Here is a 23,942-nt window from a genome sequence, read left to right on the forward strand (position 1 = left end):
CCGGCGATGAATGACATTTCGATCGAGCCGGACATCGTGGCGCTCGCGGCCGACCACATGCAGGCGGCCGCCGGTATCAGACGTGTCTCCTTGTGGCAGCGGCTGCCCTGGCTGCCGGACCTGCATACGCCGGCCGAAGAAGAGCAGTATTGGCGCATGCATCTGCTGCCGAACTGCACCATCTTAGGTGCTGCCATGGCCAACCGGCTGGTCGGCGTCATCGCCTATGGCGACAACTGGATAGAGCAGCTTTACATCCTTCCCGGCTTTCAGGGCATGGGCATCGGCTCTCTGCTTCTCGGCCGCGCCAAGGAGGAGATGGACGAGATCAGGCTCTGGACGTTCCGGCGCAATATCGGTGCACGCGCTTTCTACGAGAAACACGGCTTTACCGCCGAGGAGGAGACCGACGGTGCCGATAACGAGGAAAGAGAGCCGGATGTGCTCTATCATTGGCGCCGGCGTCCGACGCTGACACCGGCCCTGCAACCGTCCAGCAACTAGAATAAAGCTTGCCAAATGCCTTGCCCGGGCGAAACATGAACCACGCAGCAAGCGCTTGCGCCGGCGCCTGGCTGACAGAGGAAACGGAAATGCCGAAATCAACCGGCCTCGGTTTGGCCGAGCAACAGACGCAGGCTTTGGGCGGCGCATCCGTCTGGGCGGTGATCCGCGCCGAAGCGGCCGAGCTTGCCGCACGCGAACCGATATTGCAGCGGCTGCTGGCCGCGCAGGTGACGGACACCGCCGGCAATGAGGATATCATCGCCCGCGTGCTGGCCGCCCGGCTTTCGGTGGCGCAGGTGGAAACGGGGGATATCTTCGATCTCATCCGATCCACATTGAACGACGATATCATGCGGCAGGTCGAGGCCGATCTCATCGCCGTGCGCGAACGCGATCCGGCCTGCACGACATTTCTGCACGCACTTCTCAATCTCAAGGGCTTTCATGCGCTGCAGACGCACCGCATCGCCCATGCGCTGTGGATCGCCGGCCGGCCGGAGATCGCCAGCTGGCTCGCCAATCTGGTTTCGCTGGTCTTCGGCCCGGATATCCATCCGGCAGCAACGATCGGCGCGTCGATCATGCTCGACCATGGTTCGGGCATCGTCATCGGCGAAACGGCTGTCATCGAGGACGAAGTGTCGATCCTGCAGAACGTCACGCTCGGCGGCACCGGCAAGGAGACCGGCGATCGCCACCCGAAGATCCGCCACGGTGTGATGATCGGCGCCGGCGCCAAGATCCTCGGCAATATCGAAATCGGCGCCTTCAGCAAGGTCGCCGCCGGCAGCGTCGTGCTGAAGCCGGTGCCCACCCATTGCACGGTCGCCGGCGTGCCGGCAACGCTCGTGCGCGTCCACCGCGCCGACGAAATCCCGGCCGAGACGATGGATCAGAATATCTAGGGTCGCTCTGAGATGGGGAATTCGCCCGATCCTACGCGGCCTGCTGATTCTCTCCGAAGGCTTCGACCCGGTTGCGGCCTTCGCGCTTCGAACGATAGAGCGCCTCATCCGCCTTCTGCATCAGCCGTTCAAAATCTTCATCGTTTTCCCGACGCGCGGCAACGCCGATGCTGAGCGTCGGAAAGATCGCCAGATCCGGCCGCTGCATGACGGCGGCGGCGAAGGTGAGACGGATGCGCTCGGCAATCGCCACCGCATCTTCGCAGGAGATATTTTTCAGCACCGCCAGGAACTCATCCCCGCCTTGACGGGCGAGCAGATCGCCGGACCCCATGATGCCTCTCGCAACACGGGCGAAAAGCTGCAGGATATCGTCGCCGGCGGCGTGGCCATGCCGGTCGTTCAACTGCTTGAAATGATCGATATCGATGATGAGCAGCGATGCCGGCTGAGAACCGAGAGCGGGCAGACGCTGCGCAAGGCCGCCGCGATTGAGCGCGCCGGTCAGCGGATCGTGGTGAGCGAGTTCCATCAGCTGATTTCGGCTGCGCTCGGCGGCCATCAGCACCATCGCCATGCTGCGGAGCATGATGAACGCGACCGCCGATACCGCCATCCAGCTATGGACCACATTGGCGCCGAAAGGATCCGGCCCGCCGATCTCGCCGGTCGCCGCGAGAATGCTGCGAGCCGCAAAGATCGCGGCAGTGCAGACATAGAGGCCGACAAGCAGGGCTGCCGAATAAAGCCTCTCGCGCCGGACAATGCTGATTGCCTCCCTTGCGACGGCAAGATCACAGAGGCAGCAGATGACCGAGACGTAGAGGAGCCTCGCCGATACCGCCGAGGGATCGCTGACGATGAGCACGACAGGCACGCTGACGAGCAAGATGGCCAACCAGAAAGAACGCTGGTCGAGCGCTCGCCCCGAAAACACGCGTACGGCAAAGAACATCAGCATGTAGCCGGCGATGGTGACGATATTGCCGCCGTCGATCGAGACCGAATAGGGAACGAGATTGCGCAACGCGACGAGGAAAGACCCGATGCCGACAAGAAGGTTGCTCAAGCCCCACCAGAGCGGCCACCGCTCAAAGCGACCGGTCGCATAGGCTGCAAGCTGGAGAATGCCCAGTACGAAGCAACTCACGGCAACAATGAAATAGATTGTCCTGAGATCCAGCAACATGGCGCTTTCCCGAAGTTCTGGCGGGGAAGCTACAGCAAGCGCTTTGCGGTTTGATTGGAGGCTTCGCTAAGACTTTAACGATCGCGGTTTTTCCGCTGCAGCACAATTCAAGGGATGCTGCCGTCAGGCGGCCCGCACCGTGCCGATGATATCAGCCAACAGACCATGCAACAGATCCCGGTAGCCGTTTCGGGCAGACGGACCGCTCTCTTCCGAAGTCATGACGACGGTGAGATCGAGCGACGGGACGATGTAGAGCATCTGCCCGCCGTAACCCCAGGCGAAATGCACCTCTTCGCCGCCGATCTGCCGCGTGAACCAGCCATAGCCATATGCATCGCCGGAGAAGCGCGAGTTGGTGCGAGGCTGCCACGACTGGGAGATCCAGTCGGCAGATACGATCTGGCGGCCGTCGGCAGTCTTGCCGCCGTTGCGATAGAGTTCACCGAAGGCAAGCAGGGACCGGGCGCTCATCGCCATCTGATTGCCGCCGAGATAGATGCCCTGCGGATCGCGCTCCCATGCGCCGATGCGGAAACCATCGACCGGACCGAGCCATTCCTGCGCCAAGGCCAGCGTCGACCGCCGGCTGACCTTCGTGAGAATGGCCGAGAGCAGATGCGTGGACGCGGTGGAATAGAGCATCTCGCCACCGGGCTGATCGACGAAAGGCTGCGAGAGCGCAAAACGTACCCAGTTGCGCGAGGAAACCCAGCGGCCGTAGTTCGCCCCCGACATGCGATCGAGCCCGGCTTGCATGGAGAGAAGATTGCCGATGGTGATGTCGTTGAGGCGCGGATCCGGCGTTAGCGGGAGATCGACCTTCAGGATCGGCGCGATCTTCTGATCCGGCCCCGAAAGCAGGCCTTTGTCGATGGCGATACCGACCAGCGCCGAAATGATCGATTTCGAAGCGGATTTGATATTGGTCGATTCCGCCGGCGAATGACCATGAAATCCGCGTTCGGTAAGCACACGCCCATCGCGAGCAACAATCACCGTCTTTAGAGGCCGCATCGCAGGATCGGTCGCCACTCGATCGAGACGCGGCCCAAGCCCACCGGCGGTGGAAGCCGTGCTCTGGGCAACCGCCGATTCCGCCGCTGCAAGCGGCATGCAGAAGAGAAGCAGAAGGGAGAGAAGACGGATCATCTGGCGCAAGATAGGATATCGCCGCGCCATGTTCGCGTGACTGCGGCACTTTTCACGCGATTGTGTTTCCGCGCGCGATGCTTACCCAGGTGACCGCAGCTGGGCTCGCGCCCAAAAGAATAATCCGCGCCGCAACCACGACAGGCCCGCCTGCCTCCATGGTCAAGCGGCGCGGATATTGCCGGACGGCGAAAGGACGTCCAACCCCGACCGACCCATCGACACAGCTCAGGCCGCGCGGCGAACCGGCGCGCTGGCCAGCATGCGCCCCGAGGGGACGATCATGCCGGCCGCGCCGTCAAGCCAGCCTTCCGTGAGCTCGAGCGCAAGAAAGCGCGAGCGTTCGAACGGACCCGGCATGACAAGATGGCGAGCCTTTTCGGCAAAAAAGCCGAAACGCTCGTAATAGGCAGCATCGCCGACGAGCAGGACGGCGCCATGCCCGCGGTTCTTCGCTTCAAGGATCGCAGCCCGCATCAGCGCCGCACCGATGCCCTTGCCGCCATGTTGCGAGGCAACGGCAAGCGGCCCGAGCAGCAGCGCATTGATCGGCGTACCTTCGTCATTGACGGCGGCCTCGATGTTCCAGAGCCGCACCGTACCGATGATCCGGCCGTCGCGGTCACGCGCGACGAGCGCAAGACCCTCGGCCGGGACGCGGTTGCGGCGGATCTTCTCCGACGATTTCTTGCGGCGATCCGCGCCCATGACGCGGTCGAGCAGGTTTTCGCGAGCAACGACATCCGAGGGATTCTCGGCGTCGATGGTGAAAGTGGTGGGCGCAAAGAATGCGCGGACAGAATCAAGAACAGCGGCCATCTTGGCCTCCCGTACCCAATACCGTTATCAGCGGCGATGAAGGAAAATTGTGAAGTTGCCGCCCCGGCTGGTTACGGGGCCGGCGGAAACGACCTCAGATGACGTAGGCCTTCAGCGGTTCGAAACCATTGAAAGCGACCGCCGAATAGGTCGTCGTATAGGCGCCGGTGCCTTCGATCAGGACCTCGTCGCCGATCGAAAGGGAGATCGGCAGCGGATAGAGGTTCTTCTCGTAGAGCACGTCGGCCGAATCGCAGGTCGGGCCGGCGATGACGCAGGGCTCCATCTCGTCGCCGTCGTGCTCCGTGCGGATCGGATAGCGGATGGCTTCGTCCATCGTCTCGGCGAGACCGCCGAACTTGCCGATGTCGAGGAAGACCCAGCGGGCATCGTCATTGTCCGACTTCTTCGAAATCAGAACGACTTCCGCCTTGATGACACCGGCATTGCCGACCATGCCGCGGCCCGGCTCGATGATCGTCTGCGGGATCTGGTTGCCGAAATGCGTGCGCAGCGCCTGGTAGATCGACTTGCCGTAAGCTTCTGCGGACGGAACGTCGCGCAGGTACTTGGTCGGGAAGCCGCCGCCCATGTTGACCATCTGCAGGTGGATGCCCTGCTTGGCAAGCGATACGAAGACACGCTTGGCATCGGCGAGCGCCGAATCCCAGGCATCGACCTTGGTCATCTGGGAACCGACATGGAACGAGACGCCGTAGGACTGCAGGCCAAGCTGATGAGCGTAGACGAGAACGTCGACGGCCATCTGCGGAACGCAGCCGAACTTGCGCGACAGCGGCCATTCAGCGCCTTCGCCATCGGTCAGCACGCGGCAGAAGACGCGGGCGCCGGGAGCGGCGCGCGAGATCTTCTCGACTTCCTCGTGGCTGTCGACCGCAAAGAGGCTGACGCCGAGCGCATGCGCGCGGGCAACGTCACGTTCCTTCTTGATCGTGTTGCCGTAGGAGATGCGGGCGGCGGTCGCACCGGCTTCGAGCGCCATTTCGATTTCGGCTACGGATGCGCAATCGAAATTGGAGCCGAGGCCTGCAAGCAGCTTCAGCACTTCCGGGGCCGGGTTGGCCTTGACGGCGTAGTAGATGGCGCTGTCCGGCATGGCGTGACGGAAGGCGTGGAAATTGTCGCGAACGACGTCGAGGTCAACCACGAGGCAGGGACCGTCGGGACGTCGGGTTGCGAGAAAGTCGCGGATGCGCTGGGTGGTCATATCGATTCCCTCTTCCAATTCCAGAGCTCCGGCATGAACCGGAGGACAAAGGGCATACGATAGCTCGCATTGGAACCAGCCGGTGGAGACCCCGGAACCATAGCAAGCGCTCGATGCGCGGATAGTGAACCAACGCCGCGGACGCGGTGTAAGTTCGGCTTTGTCTGCCATGGATTGGAGGGAGAATCCCAACCGCACTTCCGGCAATGATGGTGTGCCTCTTCAGTAACCCCCGCTGATGGAAAGCAGGGAGAGAACAAAAAGGCCCGCACCGTCGTTGCTTCAGGCGTCCTCGCATTTTCCGGTTGGCCGGAATAGCGACTGGAGGGGTTAATTCCAGGTACCTTACCGATTTCCTCACCAATTCGAGGGTTCGGCGGACACCCATGGGCACGTGCGACTTTGGGCTGAGTGGGAAATAAGAATATTCGCCTTCATAATCAAGCGATTTTTTAATCTGGGGCCAAAAAAATAATTGAACAAAATCGCCCAATTTGTTCAACATTCCGAAACAGCTTCGGGAACAGCCATGGACACCTTGACACGCATACGGGCCTTCATCGATGTCGTCGAGGCCGAAGGCTTTTCCGCCGCGGCGCGGCGCACCGGCCGCTCGAAGGCGCTGCTCTCCAAATATGTGCGCGAACTGGAGGATGAGCTCGGCGCCCTGCTGCTCAACCGCACCACCCGGCAGTTCTCAATGACCGAGGCTGGCCATACCTACTACCGCACCGCCTCCGATATCCTGAAGGAGATCGACAACCTCGCCGATCTCGTGCGTGAAAACAATGCACAGCTCAAAGGGCGGCTTCGCATCTCGGTGCCGCGCACCTTCGTCGATGCCGATGTCGGCCAGTCGCTGATCGATTTCGCCAAGGAGAACCCGGACCTTTCGCTGGAGATCGCCGCCGACGACCGGTTCGTCGACCTGATCGAGGAAGGTTTCGACGTGGCGATCCGCGTCACCAAACTCGAGGATTCCGGCATGATCGCCCGCAAGATCTCGGATTTCCGCGTCCATCTCTGCGCCACCCCGGAATTTCTCGAACGCCATCCCGATCTCGAGCACCCCAGCGACATTTCCAACGTCCCCTTCATCGTCGACACCAATGCGCGCACCCAGGCAAGCATCCGCTTCCACAATCCCGACAACACCTCGTTCGCCGTCGCCGTCAGCGGACCGATCGAGGTCAACAGCCCGCATGCGACATTGCGCGCAGCGCTCGCCGGCATCGGCATCGCCCTCATCCCGGATTTCATCGCCCGCAAGCCGATCGAGAGCGGCGCACTGGTGACGCTGTTCAACGACTACCTCCCGACCGACCGCGGCATCTACGCCGTCTATCCGCATCGGCGCTATCTGCCGGCCAAAGTGAGGATCTTCGTCGACTACCTGCACAACTGGTTCAAGAAACATCCATAATGGGGCGGATGCGACATTCCGTCCGCGCCAGCCACCACTAACCCGGTCCCAATTCCGTCCCAATTTCTGGCAAGAAGTCAGGGTCACCGAACAGGGCAGCGGAACAGATGAAACATTCGACGATATTGATGGCCGCGCTTCTTTCGCTGGCGCCGGCCGCCGCCTTTGCCCATCCGCACATCTTTGTGGAGGCGCGTCTCGAAGTCGTGGCCGGCAAGGACGGCAGCGTCGAGGAACTGCGCAATGTCTGGCGCTTCGACGAGGTCTTCTCCTCCTCCGTCGTCATGGATTTCGACAAGAACACCGATCTGAAGCTGGAGCCGAACGAACTCGCCGAGGTCGGAAAGACGGTGAAGCAATCGCTCGCCGATTACGACTACTACATGAACCTGACGATCAACGGGAAGAACATCACCGTCCAGAAGCCCGACATCATCCATGTCGACTACAAGGACGGCCAGCTCTTGATGTTCTTTGCGGTGAAGCCGGTGGAGAAGATGCCACTCAAGGGCAGGCTCACCTTCGGCGTCTACGACCCGACGCTCTATACCTCGATCGATTTTCCCACAGACGGTGAACTGGCAACGGTCGGCGACGGTTTCAAGGCCTGCAAGCATCAGGTGGTAAGGCCTGATGCCGACCAGGTGATCTCGGAAAACAAGCAGTCACTGACGGACGCCTTCTTCAACGATCCCACCGGCACCAACATGTCCAAACTCTTCGCCACCCGGCTGGAGGTCACATGCTGACGAAACGGTTACCCCTCACCCTTTCCGCTGCAGCTCTCGCGCTGCTGACGGCGGCAAGCCTCGCCCATGCGCAATCGCCGCTCGGCATCGGCACGGCGGAGCCGAGCTTCCAGCCGACCGGCGGGCCGCTCGCACCGCTTCTGCTCTACGTGAACTATGAGCAGCAGGCCTTTTACCGGGCGCTGACCGGTGCCTTGAAGGCCATGCGCCAGGACCCGTGGCAGCTGGCATCGCTGATCGGCCTCTCCTTTGCCTACGGCGTCTTCCATGCCGCTGGCCCCGGCCACGGCAAGGCGGTCATCTCCTCCTACATGATCGCCAACGAGGTCGAGTTGAAACGCGGCGTCGTGATTTCCTTCATTTCGGCCTTCGTCCAGGGCGTGATGGCGGTAGCGCTGGTCGGCGGCGCCTGGCTGGTGCTGCGCGGCACCGGTATCACGCTGACGGCGGCGACCCATGCGATGGAAATCGCAAGCTTCGTCATGGTCATCCTCTTCGGCGGCTGGCTGCTGTTCCGCAAACTGCGCTCGATGGTGGGCAACATGCCGCGCCGCCGGCTGATGGCGACGTCCGCCGGCCCGGTCAGCATGATGCTCGACTGGAAGGACAATGCGGCCGAGCGCCAGGTCTATGCCTTCAACGGCAAGGCACAGGCCATCGACGCCGGCCATACCTTCGTTCCCGGCATGGCCTGCGAGACCTGCGGCAATGCCCATGTGCCTGATCCGGCCCTGCTCGCCGGCGACAGGTTCAGCGCCCGCGAGGCCTGGTCGGCGATCGTTGCCGTCGGTCTGCGCCCCTGCTCGGGCGCACTGCTGGTCATGACCTTCTCGCTGCTGAACGGGCTCTATCTCGGCGGCGTGCTTTCCGTCGCCGCCATGTCGCTCGGCACGGCGATCACCGTTTCCCTGCTTGCCACACTTGCCGTCACGGCCAAGGGGGCGGCCGTCCGACTCTCCGGACGCGGCTCGACCGCCTCGATCTGGGTCGGCAACGCCATCGAAATCCTCGGCGCCGTGCTCGTCATGCTGATGGGCGCCCTGCTGCTCGGGGCCTCGCTGCAGGGGTAGAGCTGTAGCCCTATTTCTCTCTGCCGCGCTGATAGCGCGCCCGCAGCCAGAACACCGCGAAGAACGCCATGATCAGGCAGACGCCGACGGCAATCGCCAGTGTCGGCGAGAAATTGCCGATCCACAGCACGATGGTCGGCAGGAAATAGATGACCAAGGCGGCACCAAGCAGGATGATGCCGGCGGCTGTCGCCTGCGAGCGGCTCTCCGGACTCATACGAGCCTTTCCTTTTCGAGATCGGCGCGGATATCCTGCAGGCGGCGGATCTGGTTGCCGGCGGCGTCGAAATTCTCAGGCGAAAGCCAGGCCTCGAAGGCATCGTTGATCATCGGCCATTCGACATCGATCATCGAGAACCAGGCGGTATCGCGGTTGCGATGCTTGGAAATCATGTGCTGGCGGAAGACGCCTTCGAAGCTGAAGCCGTAACGCGCGGCCGTCGTCTTGCTCGCCTCGTTCTTATTGTCGCATTTCCATTCGTAGCGGCGGTAGCCGAGATCCTCGAACACGTGCTTGGCCATCAGATAATGCGCCTCGGTCGAAAGCGGCGACCGCTTCATCTCGGCGCCGTGCGCCACTCCGCCGATCTCGACGACGCCGTTTGCCGGGTCGGCGCGCATGTAATTCGCCATACCGACAATCTTGCCGGTGGCGTTGTCACGGAAGATATGGGTGAGCCAGCCGGACTTGGTGTGGACGGCTTCCAGCCAGTTGGCGAAATCGTCGATACCGGAGAAATCGTCCTGCGCGAAATAGAGAAGCAGCGGGTTGATGCCCATACCGCCGAGCCCGTCCCACAGCGCCTCGAGATGTTCCGCGCGCCGATAGGGCTCGACGGTGACGAAACGACCCTTGAGCGTGACCGGCGTCGGCGCCGGACAACCGTTGAAATTTGCTAGATCGCGCATGTTCACTCCCCTTGTCTAGGAGTGGATAGGCCAGCCGCCCGACAAAGGCAACCGGCCTGCTTGTCACTGTGACAAGGTCACCTTGGCGGAGGACACCGTCGCCTCGATATGGTCGACCAACTGGTCGGCAAGACCGAGGCGGCCGGCGAGCAGATCGAGATAACCGCGCTCGGCGCGCGAATCCGGCTCGATGGTGAGCCGCGAGGCGGTGTAAAGTTCGACGCGCTGTTCTTCGGTCCTCGCCGCGGCCACCAGCGCATCGATATCCGTCGGCGAAGCGAGTTCGTGCTCGATGAAGGCCGCGGCCTCACCACTGACGTCGGCGGCCTTGACCTTGTCCATGATGAGGGCGCGTTCGGCATCGTCGATATGGCCGTCGGCCTTGGCGGCGGCGATCATCGCGCGGATCAGCACCAGCACGAATTCATTGCTGCCGGCAGGGGATGTCGGTCCGAAACCGGATTCGGCGGGCGGCGGCAAGAGAACCGGATTGTTGGCCGAGGGCGCATCCGAGGGGGCTGCGGGCGCCTGCCCCGCCTGGTAATTCTTGTAGGCCTGGTAGCCGAGGCCGGCAATGGCGGCAAGACCGCCGATCGCCAATGCATTGCCGGCAATACCCCGGCCGGTCTTGGTGCCGAGAAGCGCGGCTGCAATCGCGCCTGTCGCCAGCGGGTTGTTTTTAGCCGTCTGAACGGCGTCGCCCGCCCTGTCGCGGACCGAACCGCCGAGACCCGGCACCTGCGAACCCAAGAACTGGTCGAGAAGCTTCTTTGCGTCGAACATTCCTCGTCATCTCCCTGTTTGAAGCTAGGGAGGTACATAGGTTTGCGACGGGTGAAATACAAATTGAGGAGTGGGGATTATGCCCGAAGGCCGACCCCACCCCTGCCGAAACTCAGGCCTTCAGTGCCGCCGCTTCTGCCGCGAGCCTGGTAATACCAGCCCAGTCGCCGGCCGCGACCAGTTCCTTCGGCGCTACCCAGGAGCCGCCGACGCAGATGACGTTCGGCAGCGAGAGATAATCATTGGCGTTCTTCAGCGAAATGCCGCCGGTCGGGCAAAACAGCGTGCCGGCGAGCGGCGAAGAGAGCGCCTTCAGCAAGGCCGCGCCACCGGCCTGCTCCGCCGGGAAGAATTTCAACACTTGGTAGCCTTCTTCGCGCAAAGCCATCACTTCGCTGGCGGTCGCAGCCCCCGGAAGCAAGGGCACATCGGAGTCGGCAGCGGCATCGAGCAGTTCCTGTGTCGTGCCCGGGCTGACGATGAACTTCGAACCGGCCTCGACGGCGGCTTGCCAATGGGCGGCATTCAGGATCGTGCCGGCGCCGACTTCGGCGCCCTCGACCTCGGCTGCGACGGCGCGCACGGCATCGAGTGCCGCCGGCGTGCGCATGGTGATCTCGATCGCCTTCAGGCCTCCCGCGACGAGCGCCCGGGCCAGCGATACCGCCGACTTGGCGTCGTCGACGATCAAGACCGGAACGACCGGCTGGAGTTTCAGGATGGAAAGGAGCTTTTCTGTTTTCTCGCCCATGGTCGTGCGACTTCCTTGAAACGATTGAATTCGGATCCCGAATAACGCCCCCGCCGACCCTTGTCGAGATAAAACCAGACCGTATGACAAGATGGGTAGGAAATGGGTGGAAATTGGTCTACCGTGCCGCAATCGTCACAAAAGGTTCACCGATATGGCGAAAGAGATCGAGCGGAAGTTTCTTGTACGCAGCGATGGATGGCGTTCCGCCGTCGAGACGAAGTCTGTTCTCAGGCAGGGTTACATCGCTTCGATGGACGACCGTTCCGTCCGGGTGCGCATCCTCGACGACAGGAAAGCGAAGCTGACGATCAAGATCGGCCGCAGCACGATTACCCGCGACGAATTCGAATACGACATCCCGATCGCCGATGCCAAAGAGCTGCTGCAGAATGCGATCGGCATCGTCATCGAGAAGACGCGCTACCGCGTTCCACATCAGGGTTTCGTCTGGGAGGTCGACGTCTTTACTGGCGAGCATCGTGGCCTTGTCATCGCCGAGGTGGAGATGACGGCGGAAACCGACAATCCGGCCCTACCCAGCTGGCTTGGCCGCGAAGTGACCGGCGATTTCCGCTATTCCAACCAGGCCCTTGCCACAGAATATGAGCACGACAGGCATGGCCTATCGCATTCGGCCTGACGCCGATTTCACGGACGCGTTCCGCAGCGTCGCGACACAGCAGCTGGAACGTGCCATTACGCTTATCGAGGAACGGCCGGACGGCACCGATGAGGCAATCCATTCCTTCCGCAAGAACGTGAAACGACTGCGCTCGCTGTACCGCCTCGTTCGTCGCAAGGTGCCGGATTTCCAGGCCCAGGAAAACACGAGGCTGCGCGATGCCGCAGCGTCGCTTTCGGCGATCCGCGACGCTGCCGCCCTCATCGGCACCGCACAATATCTCCAACAATCAGCCCGGGGGAACGAGGAAAGCGAGGCGCTCGGCCGCATCGTCACTGTTCTCGAAGGACGCCGTGACTGGATGGCCGAAGCCGAAAGCGGCCTGGAGCAGCGGCTGACGGAAACCTCTGCGGTCCTGACGGCGGCGATTGCAGCCCTGGATAAAGTGTCCTTCGACGGCAGCCACCGCAAGAATGCCCGCATGCTGGCAAAGAGCTGGCGCCGCACCGCGCGCAAGGCGAAGACCGCGCTTGCGGCCTGCCACGGCGAGGCATCGGCCGACGATTTCCACGATCTGCGCAAGCGCGCCTACGACTATCGGCTCTACCATGCTCTTCTGCGTGACGTCTGGCCGGGCGCGATGAAGGCCAAGCGCGATGCCGCCACGGAACTTGTCGAAGATCTCGGCCATATACACGATCTCGCCGTGCTCTCCGAACTGGTGGAGGCCGAACCGCAGCTCTTCACCCGCAACGACGATCTCGCACACCTGCTTGACGCCATCATCTTCCGCCAGCAGGAAGACCGGCGGCAGGCGCTTGTCAAAGCCGAAATCGTCTTCACCGATGATCCCGACGAGGAAGCCGACCGCATCGAGCTTCTCTGGCTGGCCGCCGGGAATCGATAGGTGGCGACACCGGCAGTGCTTGCGAACGCTGCATTTCCGAATGCCTCAGCGCATCTGAAATATCATGGGCAAACCCATTGACCTCAACCAGTCTTGAGGTCCTAGCCTCCGGTGGTCGAACAAGCAAAGACCTGACGCTGCGAGGAAAAAATGACCGCCGAAAATGCCGCTATGCCGAAGGTGCTCGGACTCTACGAGACCCATCTGACCGTTGCCGATCTCAAGACCTCTACGGATTTCTACCGCGATGTCGTCGGGCTAGAGCCCGCAGCATCGTTCGAGGAGCGCAAAGTCACGTTCCTCTGGGTGGACGACCGGAAGACCGGCATGCTGGGCCTTTGGGAAACCGGAACCGGACCGTTGAAGATGCGGCTGCATATCGCCTTCCGCATGACCGCCGATAGTGTGCTGCAGGCTCCCGCCTTGCTCAAGGCAAAGGGCGTGGAGCCTCTCGGCTTTAACGGTGAACCGGCAACGGAACCGGTGGTTCTCGGCTGGATGCCGGCGCTGTCGATCTATTTCAAGGATCCGGACGGGCACTCGATCGAGTTCATCAGCATTCTCGACGCCATCCCCGACCGGAGTTTCGGCGTGCGGCCGTTTTCCGAATGGCAGGCGCGAGCGTAGTCCGCCACCTGTCGAAATCGCCTCTGGCGAAGGCAATTGCGTGGCCCGCCGATTTTCTGTATTTCCAGGCCTATGACCGACAGCCTCACACACACCAGCCCGTTCCTCGTGGCGGCCCTCTACCATTTCGTTTCCGTGCCGCGTTTTGCCAGCCTGCAGGCACCGCTGCAGGCGCTTTGCGAGGAGAACGGCGTCAAGGGAACGCTGCTTCTGGCGCATGAGGGCATCAACGGCACGATCGCCGGACCGGATGCCGGGATTGGCGCCGTGCTCTCCTTCCTGCGCGCCCAGGCGGAATTTTCGGGCCTGGAGCACAAGGAAAGCCGCGCCTCGAAAATGCCCTTCCTGCGCATGAAGGTGAAGTTGAAGAAGGAAATCGTCACCATGGGCGTCGAGGATATCGACCCCAACAAGGTGGTCGGTACCTATGTGGCCGCCAAGGACTGGAACGCGCTGATATCCGATCCCGATACGATCGTCATCGACACCCGCAACGATTATGAGACGGCAATCGGCACCTTTCGCGGCGCGCTCGACCCGAAGACCAAGACCTTCCGTGAATTTCCGGATTGGGTGCGCAACAATCCCGGCCTGCACAACAAGCCGAAGGTCGCCATGTATTGCACCGGCGGCATACGCTGCGAGAAGGCCACGGCCTTCATGAAGGCTGAGGGCTTCGACGAGGTCTATCATCTGAAGGGCGGCATCCTGAAATATCTGGAGGAAGTGCCGCAGGAGGAAAGCCTCTGGGATGGCGCCTGCTTCGTCTTCGACGAGCGCGTCTCCGTCGAGCACGGGCTGACGGAAGGCGAACACAGGTTGTGCCATGCCTGCCGTAACCCGATCACATCAGAGGAGATCACCTCGCCGCTCTACGAGGAAGGCGTTTCCTGCAGCCACTGTTATCCCAAGCGCACGGAAGAAGACCGGCTGCGCTACCGTCAGCGGCAGCACCAGATCGCCCTCGCCAAAAAGCGCGGCCAGCGGCATATCGGCAGCTGAGCCGGATTCTGTGTGAATCAAATTTGCTTTCTGAAGATCAGGCCGCCGGTCAGGCGGCGCCGATACGACGCCGGCCTGTCGGCTCCGCTGCCCGTCGTTCGTTCAGCATCTTGGTGATGAGGTCTGCTGTAACAGGCTTTCCGAACAAATAGCCCTGCAGGCAGTCGCAGCCGAAAAGGCGCATGGCGATCGCCTGCTCCTCGGTCTCGATACCTTCGGCCGTCACCGGAATGTCGAGCGAACGGGCAAGCGCCACCGTCGCCTGCAGCATCTCGCGCTGGCGCTTATCCTCGTTGACGCCCATGACCAGCGAGCGGTCGATCTTGATGCGGTCGAAGCCGAACTGCCTGAGATAGCCGATCGAGGAGAATCCGGAGCCGAAATCGTCAAGCGCCACCTTGACCCCCAGCCCCTTCAGCCGTTCGATCGACTGGCGGGTCCGCTGCGGATTCTGGATCATGTAGCCTTCGGTAATCTCGAGCGTGATGCGGCTGGCTTCGATCTCCGTCTGCTTCAGCACGTAACGCACATAGTCGCTGAAGGCGGGATTGCGGAACTGGCCGGGCGAGACGTTGACCGAGACGTTGAGTTCCGGCCATTGCTTGGCCGTCTCGCAGGCCTTGCGCAGCACGAACAGGCCAAGCGATTCGATGAGGCCGCTGGTCTCCGCGATCGGGATGAACAGCTCGGGCGAAACAGGACCGTGGCCCGGGCGATTCCAGCGCACCAGTGCTTCGACGCCGGTCATCGCCTGGGTGGTCGCATCGATCAGCGGCTGGTAGGCGAGCGTCAGGTCACCGCTTTCGATGGCGATCCGGAGATCGAGTTCCAGCGCGTTGCGCTGCTCTCTATCAGCATCCATCGACGGATCGTAGAGCGTCATGCGCGCGCGGCCGGCCTCCTTCGCCTTGTACATGGCAAGATCGGAGCGGCGCACCAGCTCCTCGCGGCCGATCGAACCGAAGGGTGACATGGCGATGCCGATACTGGCCCCGACGACGACGACGCGGCGGCCGATCTCCAATGGCTCGACAAGAAAATCGAGGATCTGCTCGGCAAGCTGCAGGGCGGCGGCATTCTCGCTGTCGGAGAGAAAGGCGATCGCAAATTCATCGCCGCCAATGCGCGCCAGAACCGCATCCTGTGGAATGAGCACTTCCAGCCCGGCAGCGACCGCACGGATCAACTGGTCGCCGGTGCCATGGCCATAGCTGTCATTGACTTCCTTGAAGCCATCGAGGTCGAGATAGAGGAGCAGCACGTTGCGCCTGGTCTGGCGTGCTTCGACGACAAAACGATCGACGGCGAGCCCGAGCCCGTCGCGATTGGAAAGGCCGCTCAGCCTGTCGCGCAACGCCTCCTCGCGGGCGCTGCCTTCCTCTGCCTTCAGGCGGCGGCCGGCAAGCAAGCCGATGACCAGCAATACCGCGAAAAACAATCCGACGAGGCCGAGCGCCTGGATGACCATCGGCCGCACCTGCGCATAGGCGATGTCGCCGGGTGAACGCGAGGTCCAGACGAGCTTGCCGAGCGTTGCCCCCGTCGGATCGACGATCGGGACGCGATAGTCGGCCGCAAAGCTGGGTGGCGCCAGCCTCAGGCCGCCAATGACATAGGTCTGGCCGAGAGCGGTCACCCTGTCGTCATCGAGATGGCGGGCGAAAACGAGATAGCGGTGCTGGCCGGCGGGCACGTCAAGCGCACCGGACTTCTTCCGAACCAATGCCACGCCGACAGCGGCAATGCCCCGCTTGGTGGTGATGAAACCGACCGCTTGAGGACGATCTGCCGGGCCGGCCGCCTTCACCGTGTCGAGCAGGGTCCAGAGCGACGGCGCGAAGAAATCCGTGAGCGGCTCCTCCATCGGTTTGCCGTCGCGATAGGCGATGATCGCCTTCTTCGCGTCATCGATGACGATCGCCATGTCGAACAGCGAGCTGTTGAGCGACATCTCGCCGTAATTGCTCACCGTCCAGTCCATACCGTCAGGCGCGTAGACGTTGACGGCAGCGTCGTCCCAGGCGGCATAATCGTCGAGTGTCGCGCCGAGCTGATCCTCGAAAGTCTTCACCGCGCCGATCGTCGTTTCGCGCGAGCGCTCGTCATCGAGGAGATTGGCATTTTCGGCCACGCGTTCAAGCGCCGTCAGCACCATGATGGTGACGACGGCGACGACGACCGCGAAGGAGAAAAGCACGCCGGTGACGGCGATGTGGCGGCCTATTCCCGATCCCTTGCTTTGCGACTTTCCGACTGTCTGCATTACGACTCCCTGACCGTTGGACTTTGCCAGTCAAGGGTTCAAAAACGTTTAAGCAACCGCCTGTTGTACGTTTCTGACAATCTATTTTTATGCGTGCCGCCGGCCGCCGTGACATTGACGGCAGGCAGCGTCAGCTTGCCGTGCCGGCCGGTAGTTCGAGTTCAAGAGGCGCCTTATCAACTGCCCGCGCGAGGAATGGCGCTAACCCGCTTTGTAATTGCCCTTCGGGAATTGAGCCGCAAGGTCGCGATACCATTTGCCGCTCTTCTTCACCGTGCGCTGCTGGGTCTCGTAATCGACGTGGACGAGGCCGAAGCGCATGCGGTAGCCTTCCGCCCATTCGAAATTGTCCATCAGGCTCCAGGCGAAATAACCGCGCAGGGGATAGCCGTCCTTGACGAGGTTGGCGACGACATCGAGGTGCTCACCGACATAGTCGAGGCGCATCGCGTCATCGACCTCGCCATCGACGACATCGGTGTTGTCGCAGGCACCGTTCTCGGTGATGTAGCATTCCGGCAGTTCGTAGCGGCGGTAGAGGTCCTCGACGGAGAGCTTCAGGCCCGGCGCATAGATTTCCCAGCCAATATCGGTCTTGACGTCGCTTGCCGGCGGCGCCTCCACCGTCCAGGGGAAATCGCCTTTGCGATCGGCATCATCAGTGACTCGCTCGGGCTTGTAATAGTTCAGGCCCCACCAGTCGAGTTTCTGGCTGATGAGCTTCATGTCGCCATCTTCGATGACGGGCATGAGGTCGCCGAGCGCTTCGACGAATTCCTTCGGATATTCGCCCTTGAAGACAGGATCGAAGAAGGCGCCGTTGTGGAACTGATGCGCACGCTCGCCGGCGGCAAGATCGGCCGGGCTGTCGGAGCCAGGGATGATCGAGGCGGCGTTGAGCACGAGCCCGACAGGCACATCAGGGGCTTCCGAGCGGATCGCCTCGACGCCGAGGCCATGGGCAAGGTTCATGTAGTGCATGGCGTGAAGGGCGGCCTGCATGTTGCGCTCGCCCGGAGCATGGATGCCGTAAAGGTGGCTCAGCCAGACAATGCACCAGGGTTCGTTGAAGGTCGCGACGGCATCGAGGCGGTCGCCAAGGCGGTTCATCACCGTCTTGGCATAGCGGTGATAGGCATAGGCGGTCGAGCGCGCCGTCCAGCCGCCGTCGCCGGCGAGCAGCAGAGGCAGGTCCCAGTGGTAGAGCGTCGCAAAGGTCTTGATCCCCCGCGCCTTGCAACCGTCGACCAGCCGGTCGTAGAAATCGAGGCCGGCCTCGTTCACCGGACCTGTGCCGTCGGGGATAATGCGCGGCCAGGCAATGGAGAACCGGTAGGCTTCGACGCCCATATCCTTGATGAGATCGAGATCCTGCTCCAGGCGATTGTAGTGATCGCAGGCAACGTCGCCATTATGGCGATGATAGACGCGACCCGGCATATTGCAGAAGGCATCCCAGATGGACGGCTTGCGGCCGTCTGCCTTGCTGGCGCCTTCGATCTGGAAGGCGGCGGTGGCAACGCCGAAAGTGAAATCGCCTGGAAAGCGGTCTGCGAGTTTTTTCGGATCGATCATCTGTAAATCCCGTTCTCGGCGTGTGGGTGAACCGTTTGGGTTCGGATTTAGCCAAGCCGAAAAGCAAAGTACAGGCCCGGACGCAGAAAAACTGCAACGTTACAGTACGGCCGCGAAGCGGCGGCGACTGCAGTATTCGGTCGCCCTGACCTGCCGCACTTTCCGGCGCGGACTGCTCCCATAACGTGAACGTCAGAAGTCGTGACTTGCCGGCGCGCCCGCGATCGTTGCACAGCCAAGACATCACAAACAGGAAAGGAATCCAATGCTGTCTTCGATCCATCTGCTGCAGCCGCATCTGTTGAGCTTGCTGCGCATCATCTCCTCACTTGTGCTTTTTAGCTACGGAACGCAGAAGATTTTGCATTTTCCGGTTGCGGCAAGCGTGCCTCCCGTCGGCTCGCTGTCCTGGGTTGCCGGTCTTCTCGAACTCACCCTCGGCTTCCTGGTGCTGGTCGGATTCCAGACCCGTATCGCCGCCTTCGTGCTCTCGGGCCTGATGGCCTTCGCCTATTTCATCGGGCATGCGTCGAAGGGCATCTATCCCGCGCAGAACGGCGGCGTCGCGGCAATCCTGTTCTGCTTCGTATTTCTTTATCTGGTGGCGGCAGGCGCCGGACCCTTCAGCGTCGACAACCTGCTGAAGCGTGGCCGCACGGCTGCGGCCTGATCGAGAATAAACAAAACGCCGAGGCGACTCGAGCCCGCCTCGGCGTTTTTCATTGAGTGACTGGGAACGTCAAATTCAGACCTTGACCCAGGCGCCGTTCTTCTTCGAAGATGCGACGCAAGCCTCGACGAAGGCCACGCCCTTCACGCCGTCATCGACCGTCGGGTAGACCACCGCCTTGTCGACAGCTTTGCCCTTCTTGCGGGCGTTGATGGCATGCGCCGCTTCCGTATAGATCGTCGCAAAGGCTTCAAGATACCCCTCCGGATGCCCTGACGGCACGCGCGAGACACGGCCGGCAGCCGCGCCCGAACCGGCGCCGCCCCGGGTGATCAGCCGCTTCGGCTCGCCGAAAGGCGTGTACCAGAGATAGTTCGGGTCCTTCTGGGTCCATTCCAGCCCGCCCTTGGTGCCGTAGACGCGCACCATCAGGCCGTTTTCATGGCCGGGCGCCACCTGGCTGCACCAGAGCATGCCCTTGGCCGGCTTCTCCGAGCCTTTTGCCTTGAAGCGCAGCAAGACATGGGCGTTGTCATCCAGCCGGCGGCCCGGGACGAAGCTGTCGAGATCGGCGGCAAGGCTGTCGAGTTCCAGGCCCGATATGAAGGCGGCAAGATTATAGGCATGCGTGCCGATATCGCCTGTGGACCCACCGACGCCGGATTGCGCCGGATCGGTGCGCCAGGCGGCCTGTTTCTGGCCGGTCTGCTCGACCGCTTCCGTCAGCCAGTCCTGCGGATATTCGGCCTGAACGACTCTTATATCGCCGAGTTCGCCGTTCGCGATCATCTCGCGCGCCTGGCGGACCATCGGATAGCCGGTGTAATTATGCGTCAGCACGAACAGCGCACCGCTCTCGTCGGCGATCTTCTTCAGCTTCTTCGCATCGGCCAGGTTTGACGTCAGCGGCTTGTCGCAAATCACATGGATGCCGCGCCTCAGGAATTCCTTGGCCGCATCGTAATGCACATGGTTCGGCGTCACGATCGCCACCGCCTCGATGCCGTTCTTCAGCTTCGCCTCGCGGATCGCCATCTCGCGATAGCTGGAATAGGTCCGCGACGGATCGAGGCCGAGGTCGCGGCCGGACTGCACGGCCTTCTCGGGCGTTGACGACAGCGCGCCGGCGATGAGATCGTACTGATCGTCGATGCGCGCCGCTAGACGGTGCACCGCGCCGATGAACGCGCCCGCGCCGCCGCCCACCATGCCGAGCCGGATGCGCGGCTCGCGGGTCTGTTCGGATGATGCTTCGATTGCCATTCTGTCCTCCTGAAATTTAAACTTGGTGCGGATGCGCCCCTCATCCGGCTGCCGCCACCTTCTCCCCGTAAACGGGGCGAGGGGGATATGCCGCGATGTTTACGCCCATCTCGACGGCTGGTGCGGCAACTCCCCTCTCCCCGTTTACGGGGAGAGGGTTAGGGTGAGAGGCACCCACGAGATGCCCTGTTTTAGGAAAGCCCCAGCATCCGCCGGTTCGCCGCCTGATCCGTGCCGCTGCCGGCGAAATCGTCGAAGGCTTTCTCGGTGACGCGGATGATATGAGCGGCCACGAATTCGGCGCCTTCGCGGGCACCGTCTTCCGGATGCTTCAGCGCACATTCCCATTCGACCACGGCCCAGCCGTCGAAATTATTGGCGGTCATCTTCGAGAACACCGCACCGAAATCGACCTGGCCGTCGCCGAGCGAGCGGAACCGGCCGGCGCGTTCCACCCAGCCCTGATAGCCGCCGTAGACGCCCTGGCGCCCGGTCGGATTGAACTCCGCATCCTTGACGTGGAACATCTTGATGCGGTCCTTGTAGATGTCGATGTTGTCGAGATAATCCAGGCACTGCAGGACGTAGTGCGAGGGGTCATAGAGCATGTTGGCGCGCGGATGGTTCTTCACGCGCTCCAGGAACATCTCGAAGGTGATCCCGTCATGCAGGTCTTCACCGGGATGGATCTCGTAGCAGACGTCGATGCCGTTTTCGTCCGCATGGTTGAGGATCGGCGTCCAGCGGCGGGCGAGTTCGTCGAAGGCCGTTTCGACCAGACCGGCAGGGCGCTGCGGCCAGGGATAGATGAACGGCCAGGCAAGCGCGCCGGAGAAGGTCGCATGCGCCTTGAGGCCGAGATTTTTGGATGCCGTCAGCGCCATCTTGACCTGCTCGACAGCCCATTCCTGGCGCGCCTTCGGATTGCCGCGCACCTCCGGTGCCGCGAACCCGTCGAAGGCTTCGTCATAGGCCGGATGAACGGCGACGAGCTGGCCCTGCAGATGGGTGGAGAGTTCGGTGATCTCGATGCCGTTTTCGCGCGCCTTGCCGGCGAATTCGTCGCAATAATCCTTCGACGTGGCAGCCTTCTTCAGATCGATCAGCTGACTGGCCCAGGTCGGCACCTGGACACCCTTATAGCCGATGTCGGCCGCCCATTTGGTGATGGCGTCCCAGGAGTTGAAAGGGGCAGTATCGCCCGCGAACTGGCCAAGAAAAAGGCCCGGGCCCTTGATCGTCTTCATGTCAGATTCCTCCCTGAATATGGACCGTAAACGTTTCTGAAGTGTTGTAGCACGCTATTTTGCGGGCGCAAGGCGCCTCCTCGCCCTTGCCAGCGGATTTGGCGCAAAGCCATATGCGGTATGGCCGCGAGCTAATCATGATGGGCTTTGGCGGGCAAGAGGTACGTGCAGCATTTTCGGCCGCACACTGTGTGGAAGCATTAAAAATGCGCCCATCCTTACGAATGGGCGCATGTCTCCAATCGATGGATCAGAACGGTGAATCCGGGAAGTAGAAGTCCTTGGCATTTTCCTTGGTGACGAGCGTCGCGTCGAGGATATAGCTGCCGTGAACCGGGACCTGATCGTAAAGGGCTGCCGCCGTCAGTTCCATCGCCGTGCCGACCATTGCCGGCGGATAGAGGACGTCGACCGGGATCAGCTTATCCCCGTCCATGACCTTCTTGACCATATCCTTGGAGCCGGCACCGGCGACAACATATTTGATGTCGGTGCGCTTGGCCTGCTCGATCGCCTGCAGAACGCCGACGGCCATGTCGTCGTCCTGGCACCAGACGACGTCGATCTTCTGGTACTTCGTCAGGTAGTCCTGCATGACCTTGAAGGCATCGTCGCGGTTCCAGTTGCCGTACTGGCGGTCGAGAACCTTGACGTTCGAGCCGGCAATGCCCTTGTCGAAACCATCCTGGCGCTGCTGGTCGATCGGGATCGGCAGACCGCGGATGATGACCACTTCGGCATCAGGCGTGTTGTCCTTGATGTATTTGCCGGCGACTTCGCCGAGAGCCGGGTTGTTGCCGGCGACATAGAGGTCGCGCACGGAATTGTCGTTGTTGCTCGGCGCACGGTCGACGAGGGCGACAAACTTGCCCTTGCCCTTGACTTCCTTGATGGCGTTGACGAGCGGATCCGGATCCGACGGCAGGATGACGAGGGCGTCGATGCCTTGCGTATCGAGATCCTGCACGGCGTTCGCCTGGCTGGCGGCATCCGGCGAGGTCTTGACGATGACGTTGAGACCGGGATGTTCGGCCATCAGCAGCTTGGCGACGCGCTCGGCATGGAACACCACGCCCGAAGTCCAGCCGTGGTCGGCCGCCGGAATGGAGACGCCGATGGTGAATTTCTTGTCCTGGGCGTGAGCGGCGCCGGCGAACGTCACCGCCGCAACCGCGAGACCCAACATCAATCTACGCATGCTATTTCCTCCCACTAACTTCAGGGACTTTTCCATATCGGGACCGGACGCCCTGTCAGCCCGGTCAATTCATGATTTGCGCACCAGCGAGCGCTGGACGAACATGGCAATGATGATGATCGCACCCTGGATGGCGCCGATCAGATATTCGCTGATGAAATTCGAAAGCAGCATGATGTTGCCGACGAGTTCGAGAATAAAGGCGCCGCAGATCGTGCCCCAGACCCTGCCCGCGCCGCCCTTGAGCGCCGTGCCGCCGACGACGACGGCGGTGATCGCCTGCAGCTCCCACAGGATGCCCGTCGTCGCCGAGGTCGAGCCGAGACGCGGAACGTAGAGCAGCACGGCAATGGCTACGCACAGTCCCTGGATGACGAAAGCAATCGTCCTGACGCGGTTGACCGCGATGCCCGAATAGCGGGCGACATCGCTGTTCGATCCCACTGCGACGACATGGCGCCCGTAGCGGGTGCGATAGAGGATGAAGGCTGCAACCGCCGTCACCGCCAGGATCACCACGATCGGTATCGGCACGCCGGCGATATTGCCGAAATAGGCAGGACGATAGAGCGTCTGGATATCGGCGGAGCGAAGCGTGATGGCGCCGCCCTGCGACAGCCATGTCGTCAGGCCGCGATAGATGCCCATCGTGCCGAGCGTCGCGATGAACGGCTCGATCTTGCCCACTGTGGTGATCAGGCCGTTTGCCAGGCCGCAGAGCGCGCCGGCGACGATGGTGAAGGCGACCGCGACCGTCAGCATCAAAGCCGGGTTTTCGACGGCGCCCGAATTCATCAGCAGGATCATCAGGCTGGCGACGAAGGCCACCATGGAGCCCACAGACAGATCGAGGTCGCCCGCTGATATCACGAAGGTCGCGCCGACCGCGATGATGGCGATGAAGGCGCTACGCGTCGCGACATTGGCAAGGTTGGTGATGCCGATGAAATTGGGATTGACCAGGGCTCCGACGATCAGGAGCAGGGCCAGGGCGACAAAGGGCGCGACCGCACGCAGGTCGACATCCCGCCAGGATCGGCGCCGGATTTCCCTGGTCTCCTCGTTGACACTCATTTCCAA

24 protein-coding genes are annotated in these 23,942 nt (G+C 62.0%); 10 read left to right on the plus strand and 14 right to left on the minus strand.

The window, feature by feature from the left end:
* Positions 1-6: 6 nt before the first annotated feature.
* Together FHT75_RS20685 and cysE are read left to right on the plus strand one after the other, a co-directional pair.
* Entirely contained in the window at positions 7-504 is a 498-nt protein-coding gene (locus tag FHT75_RS20685; protein WP_063475301.1) for a GNAT family N-acetyltransferase, read from the plus strand.
* 89 nt (positions 505-593) lie between these two features.
* Positions 594-1,412 carry a serine O-acetyltransferase gene (gene cysE / locus FHT75_RS20690; protein ID WP_063475300.1) on the plus strand — a complete coding sequence of 273 codons (819 nt, stop codon included), beginning with the start codon at positions 594-596 and terminating at the stop codon, positions 1,410-1,412.
* A gap of 31 nt (positions 1,413-1,443) precedes the next feature.
* Here cysE and FHT75_RS20695 read toward each other — a convergent pair whose 3' ends face one another.
* The 4 genes from FHT75_RS20695 to odc2 form a co-directional block, all read right to left on the minus strand.
* Positions 1,444-2,601: a GGDEF domain-containing protein gene (locus FHT75_RS20695; RefSeq protein WP_063475299.1), complete on the minus strand. Its 1,158-nt coding sequence runs from the start codon at positions 2,599-2,601 to the stop codon at positions 1,444-1,446.
* 123 nt (positions 2,602-2,724) lie between these two features.
* Entirely contained in the window at positions 2,725-3,753 is a 1,029-nt protein-coding gene (locus tag FHT75_RS20700) for a serine hydrolase domain-containing protein (protein ID WP_063475379.1), read from the minus strand.
* Positions 3,754-3,981: 228 nt separating this feature from the next.
* Positions 3,982-4,572, minus strand: coding sequence for a GNAT family N-acetyltransferase (locus FHT75_RS20705; RefSeq protein ID WP_168332549.1), 591 nt, complete (start codon positions 4,570-4,572; stop codon positions 3,982-3,984).
* 94 nt (positions 4,573-4,666) lie between these two features.
* A complete protein-coding gene (odc2, locus tag FHT75_RS20710; protein WP_016737287.1) occupies positions 4,667-5,800 on the minus strand; it encodes an ornithine/lysine decarboxylase in 1,134 nt (377 codons plus the stop codon).
* Between the two features lie 529 nt (positions 5,801-6,329).
* On the opposite strand from odc2, the gene FHT75_RS20715 reads away from it, so the two are divergent.
* The 3 genes from FHT75_RS20715 to FHT75_RS20725 all read left to right on the plus strand — a co-directional run bounded on the left by FHT75_RS20715 (position 6,330) and on the right by FHT75_RS20725 (position 9,042).
* A complete protein-coding gene (locus FHT75_RS20715) occupies positions 6,330-7,223 on the plus strand; it encodes a LysR family transcriptional regulator (protein ID WP_047616318.1) in 894 nt (297 codons plus the stop codon).
* A gap of 107 nt (positions 7,224-7,330) precedes the next feature.
* The gene (locus FHT75_RS20720) at positions 7,331-7,972 is read left to right on the plus strand and encodes a DUF1007 family protein (RefSeq protein ID WP_047616317.1); all 642 of its coding nucleotides are present in this window, start codon (positions 7,331-7,333) and stop codon (positions 7,970-7,972) included.
* Positions 7,966-9,042, plus strand: a complete 1,077-nt coding sequence (locus FHT75_RS20725) for a nickel/cobalt transporter (RefSeq protein ID WP_063475298.1) — start codon at positions 7,966-7,968, stop codon at positions 9,040-9,042. Before FHT75_RS20720 ends, FHT75_RS20725 begins: the two co-directional genes overlap by 7 nt.
* A 10-nt stretch (positions 9,043-9,052) precedes the next feature.
* Here FHT75_RS20725 and FHT75_RS20730 read toward each other — a convergent pair whose 3' ends face one another.
* The 4 genes from FHT75_RS20730 to FHT75_RS20745 all read right to left on the minus strand — a co-directional run bounded on the left by FHT75_RS20730 (position 9,053) and on the right by FHT75_RS20745 (position 11,485).
* The gene (locus FHT75_RS20730) at positions 9,053-9,259 is read right to left on the minus strand and encodes a hypothetical protein (protein ID WP_047616314.1); all 207 of its coding nucleotides are present in this window, start codon (positions 9,257-9,259) and stop codon (positions 9,053-9,055) included.
* Entirely contained in the window at positions 9,256-9,951 is a 696-nt protein-coding gene (locus FHT75_RS20735) for a GNAT family N-acetyltransferase (RefSeq protein WP_063475297.1), read from the minus strand. The genes FHT75_RS20730 and FHT75_RS20735 overlap by 4 nt, the downstream gene beginning before the upstream one ends.
* A 63-nt stretch (positions 9,952-10,014) precedes the next feature.
* Positions 10,015-10,734, minus strand: coding sequence for a tellurite resistance TerB family protein (locus tag FHT75_RS20740; protein WP_047616310.1), 720 nt, complete (start codon positions 10,732-10,734; stop codon positions 10,015-10,017).
* Positions 10,735-10,846: 112 nt separating this feature from the next.
* Positions 10,847-11,485, minus strand: a complete 639-nt coding sequence (locus FHT75_RS20745) for a 2-dehydro-3-deoxy-phosphogluconate aldolase (protein ID WP_047616308.1) — start codon at positions 11,483-11,485, stop codon at positions 10,847-10,849.
* Between the two features lie 154 nt (positions 11,486-11,639).
* Here FHT75_RS20745 and FHT75_RS20750 point away from each other — a divergent pair, with 154 nt between their 5' ends.
* From FHT75_RS20750 to FHT75_RS20765, 4 genes are all read left to right on the plus strand, one after another.
* Positions 11,640-12,128 (plus strand): CYTH domain-containing protein, encoded by a 489-nt coding sequence (locus FHT75_RS20750; protein ID WP_047616306.1) that lies wholly within the window; start codon positions 11,640-11,642, stop codon positions 12,126-12,128.
* A complete protein-coding gene (locus FHT75_RS20755) occupies positions 12,106-13,017 on the plus strand; it encodes a CHAD domain-containing protein (RefSeq protein WP_047616304.1) in 912 nt (303 codons plus the stop codon). Before FHT75_RS20750 ends, FHT75_RS20755 begins: the two co-directional genes overlap by 23 nt.
* A gap of 150 nt (positions 13,018-13,167) precedes the next feature.
* The gene (locus tag FHT75_RS20760) at positions 13,168-13,644 is read left to right on the plus strand and encodes a VOC family protein (RefSeq protein ID WP_047616302.1); all 477 of its coding nucleotides are present in this window, start codon (positions 13,168-13,170) and stop codon (positions 13,642-13,644) included.
* A 72-nt stretch (positions 13,645-13,716) separates the two neighbouring features.
* Positions 13,717-14,646, plus strand: a complete 930-nt coding sequence (locus tag FHT75_RS20765; protein ID WP_063475296.1) for a rhodanese-related sulfurtransferase — start codon at positions 13,717-13,719, stop codon at positions 14,644-14,646.
* 49 nt (positions 14,647-14,695) lie between these two features.
* Here the strand turns inward: FHT75_RS20765 and FHT75_RS20770 are convergent, their stop codons facing one another.
* Positions 14,696-16,909 carry a putative bifunctional diguanylate cyclase/phosphodiesterase gene (locus FHT75_RS20770; RefSeq protein WP_063475295.1) on the minus strand — a complete coding sequence of 738 codons (2,214 nt, stop codon included), beginning with the start codon at positions 16,907-16,909 and terminating at the stop codon, positions 14,696-14,698.
* 201 nt (positions 16,910-17,110) lie between these two features.
* The gene (locus tag FHT75_RS20775; protein WP_063475294.1) at positions 17,111-18,484 is read right to left on the minus strand and encodes a GH1 family beta-glucosidase; all 1,374 of its coding nucleotides are present in this window, start codon (positions 18,482-18,484) and stop codon (positions 17,111-17,113) included.
* A 265-nt stretch (positions 18,485-18,749) separates the two neighbouring features.
* Here FHT75_RS20775 and FHT75_RS20780 point away from each other — a divergent pair, with 265 nt between their 5' ends.
* Positions 18,750-19,154: a DoxX family protein gene (locus FHT75_RS20780; protein WP_047616294.1), complete on the plus strand. Its 405-nt coding sequence runs from the start codon at positions 18,750-18,752 to the stop codon at positions 19,152-19,154.
* A 75-nt stretch (positions 19,155-19,229) separates the two neighbouring features.
* Here FHT75_RS20780 and FHT75_RS20785 read toward each other — a convergent pair whose 3' ends face one another.
* The 4 genes from FHT75_RS20785 to FHT75_RS20800 all read right to left on the minus strand — a co-directional run bounded on the left by FHT75_RS20785 (position 19,230) and on the right by FHT75_RS20800 (position 23,936).
* Positions 19,230-20,417 carry a Gfo/Idh/MocA family protein gene (locus FHT75_RS20785; protein WP_183845181.1) on the minus strand — a complete coding sequence of 396 codons (1,188 nt, stop codon included), beginning with the start codon at positions 20,415-20,417 and terminating at the stop codon, positions 19,230-19,232.
* A gap of 191 nt (positions 20,418-20,608) precedes the next feature.
* Complete coding sequence (locus FHT75_RS20790) at positions 20,609-21,664, minus strand: sugar phosphate isomerase/epimerase family protein (protein ID WP_062939707.1); 1,056 nt, start codon at positions 21,662-21,664, stop codon at positions 20,609-20,611.
* 250 nt (positions 21,665-21,914) lie between these two features.
* Complete coding sequence (locus tag FHT75_RS20795; RefSeq protein WP_063475293.1) at positions 21,915-22,862, minus strand: substrate-binding domain-containing protein; 948 nt, start codon at positions 22,860-22,862, stop codon at positions 21,915-21,917.
* 69 nt (positions 22,863-22,931) lie between these two features.
* A complete protein-coding gene (locus tag FHT75_RS20800) occupies positions 22,932-23,936 on the minus strand; it encodes an ABC transporter permease (RefSeq protein ID WP_047616285.1) in 1,005 nt (334 codons plus the stop codon).
* Positions 23,937-23,942: the final 6 nt, after the last annotated feature.

This window comes from Rhizobium sp. BK112, from assembly GCF_014193215.1.
Lineage (GTDB): Bacteria > Pseudomonadota > Alphaproteobacteria > Rhizobiales > Rhizobiaceae > Rhizobium > Rhizobium anhuiense.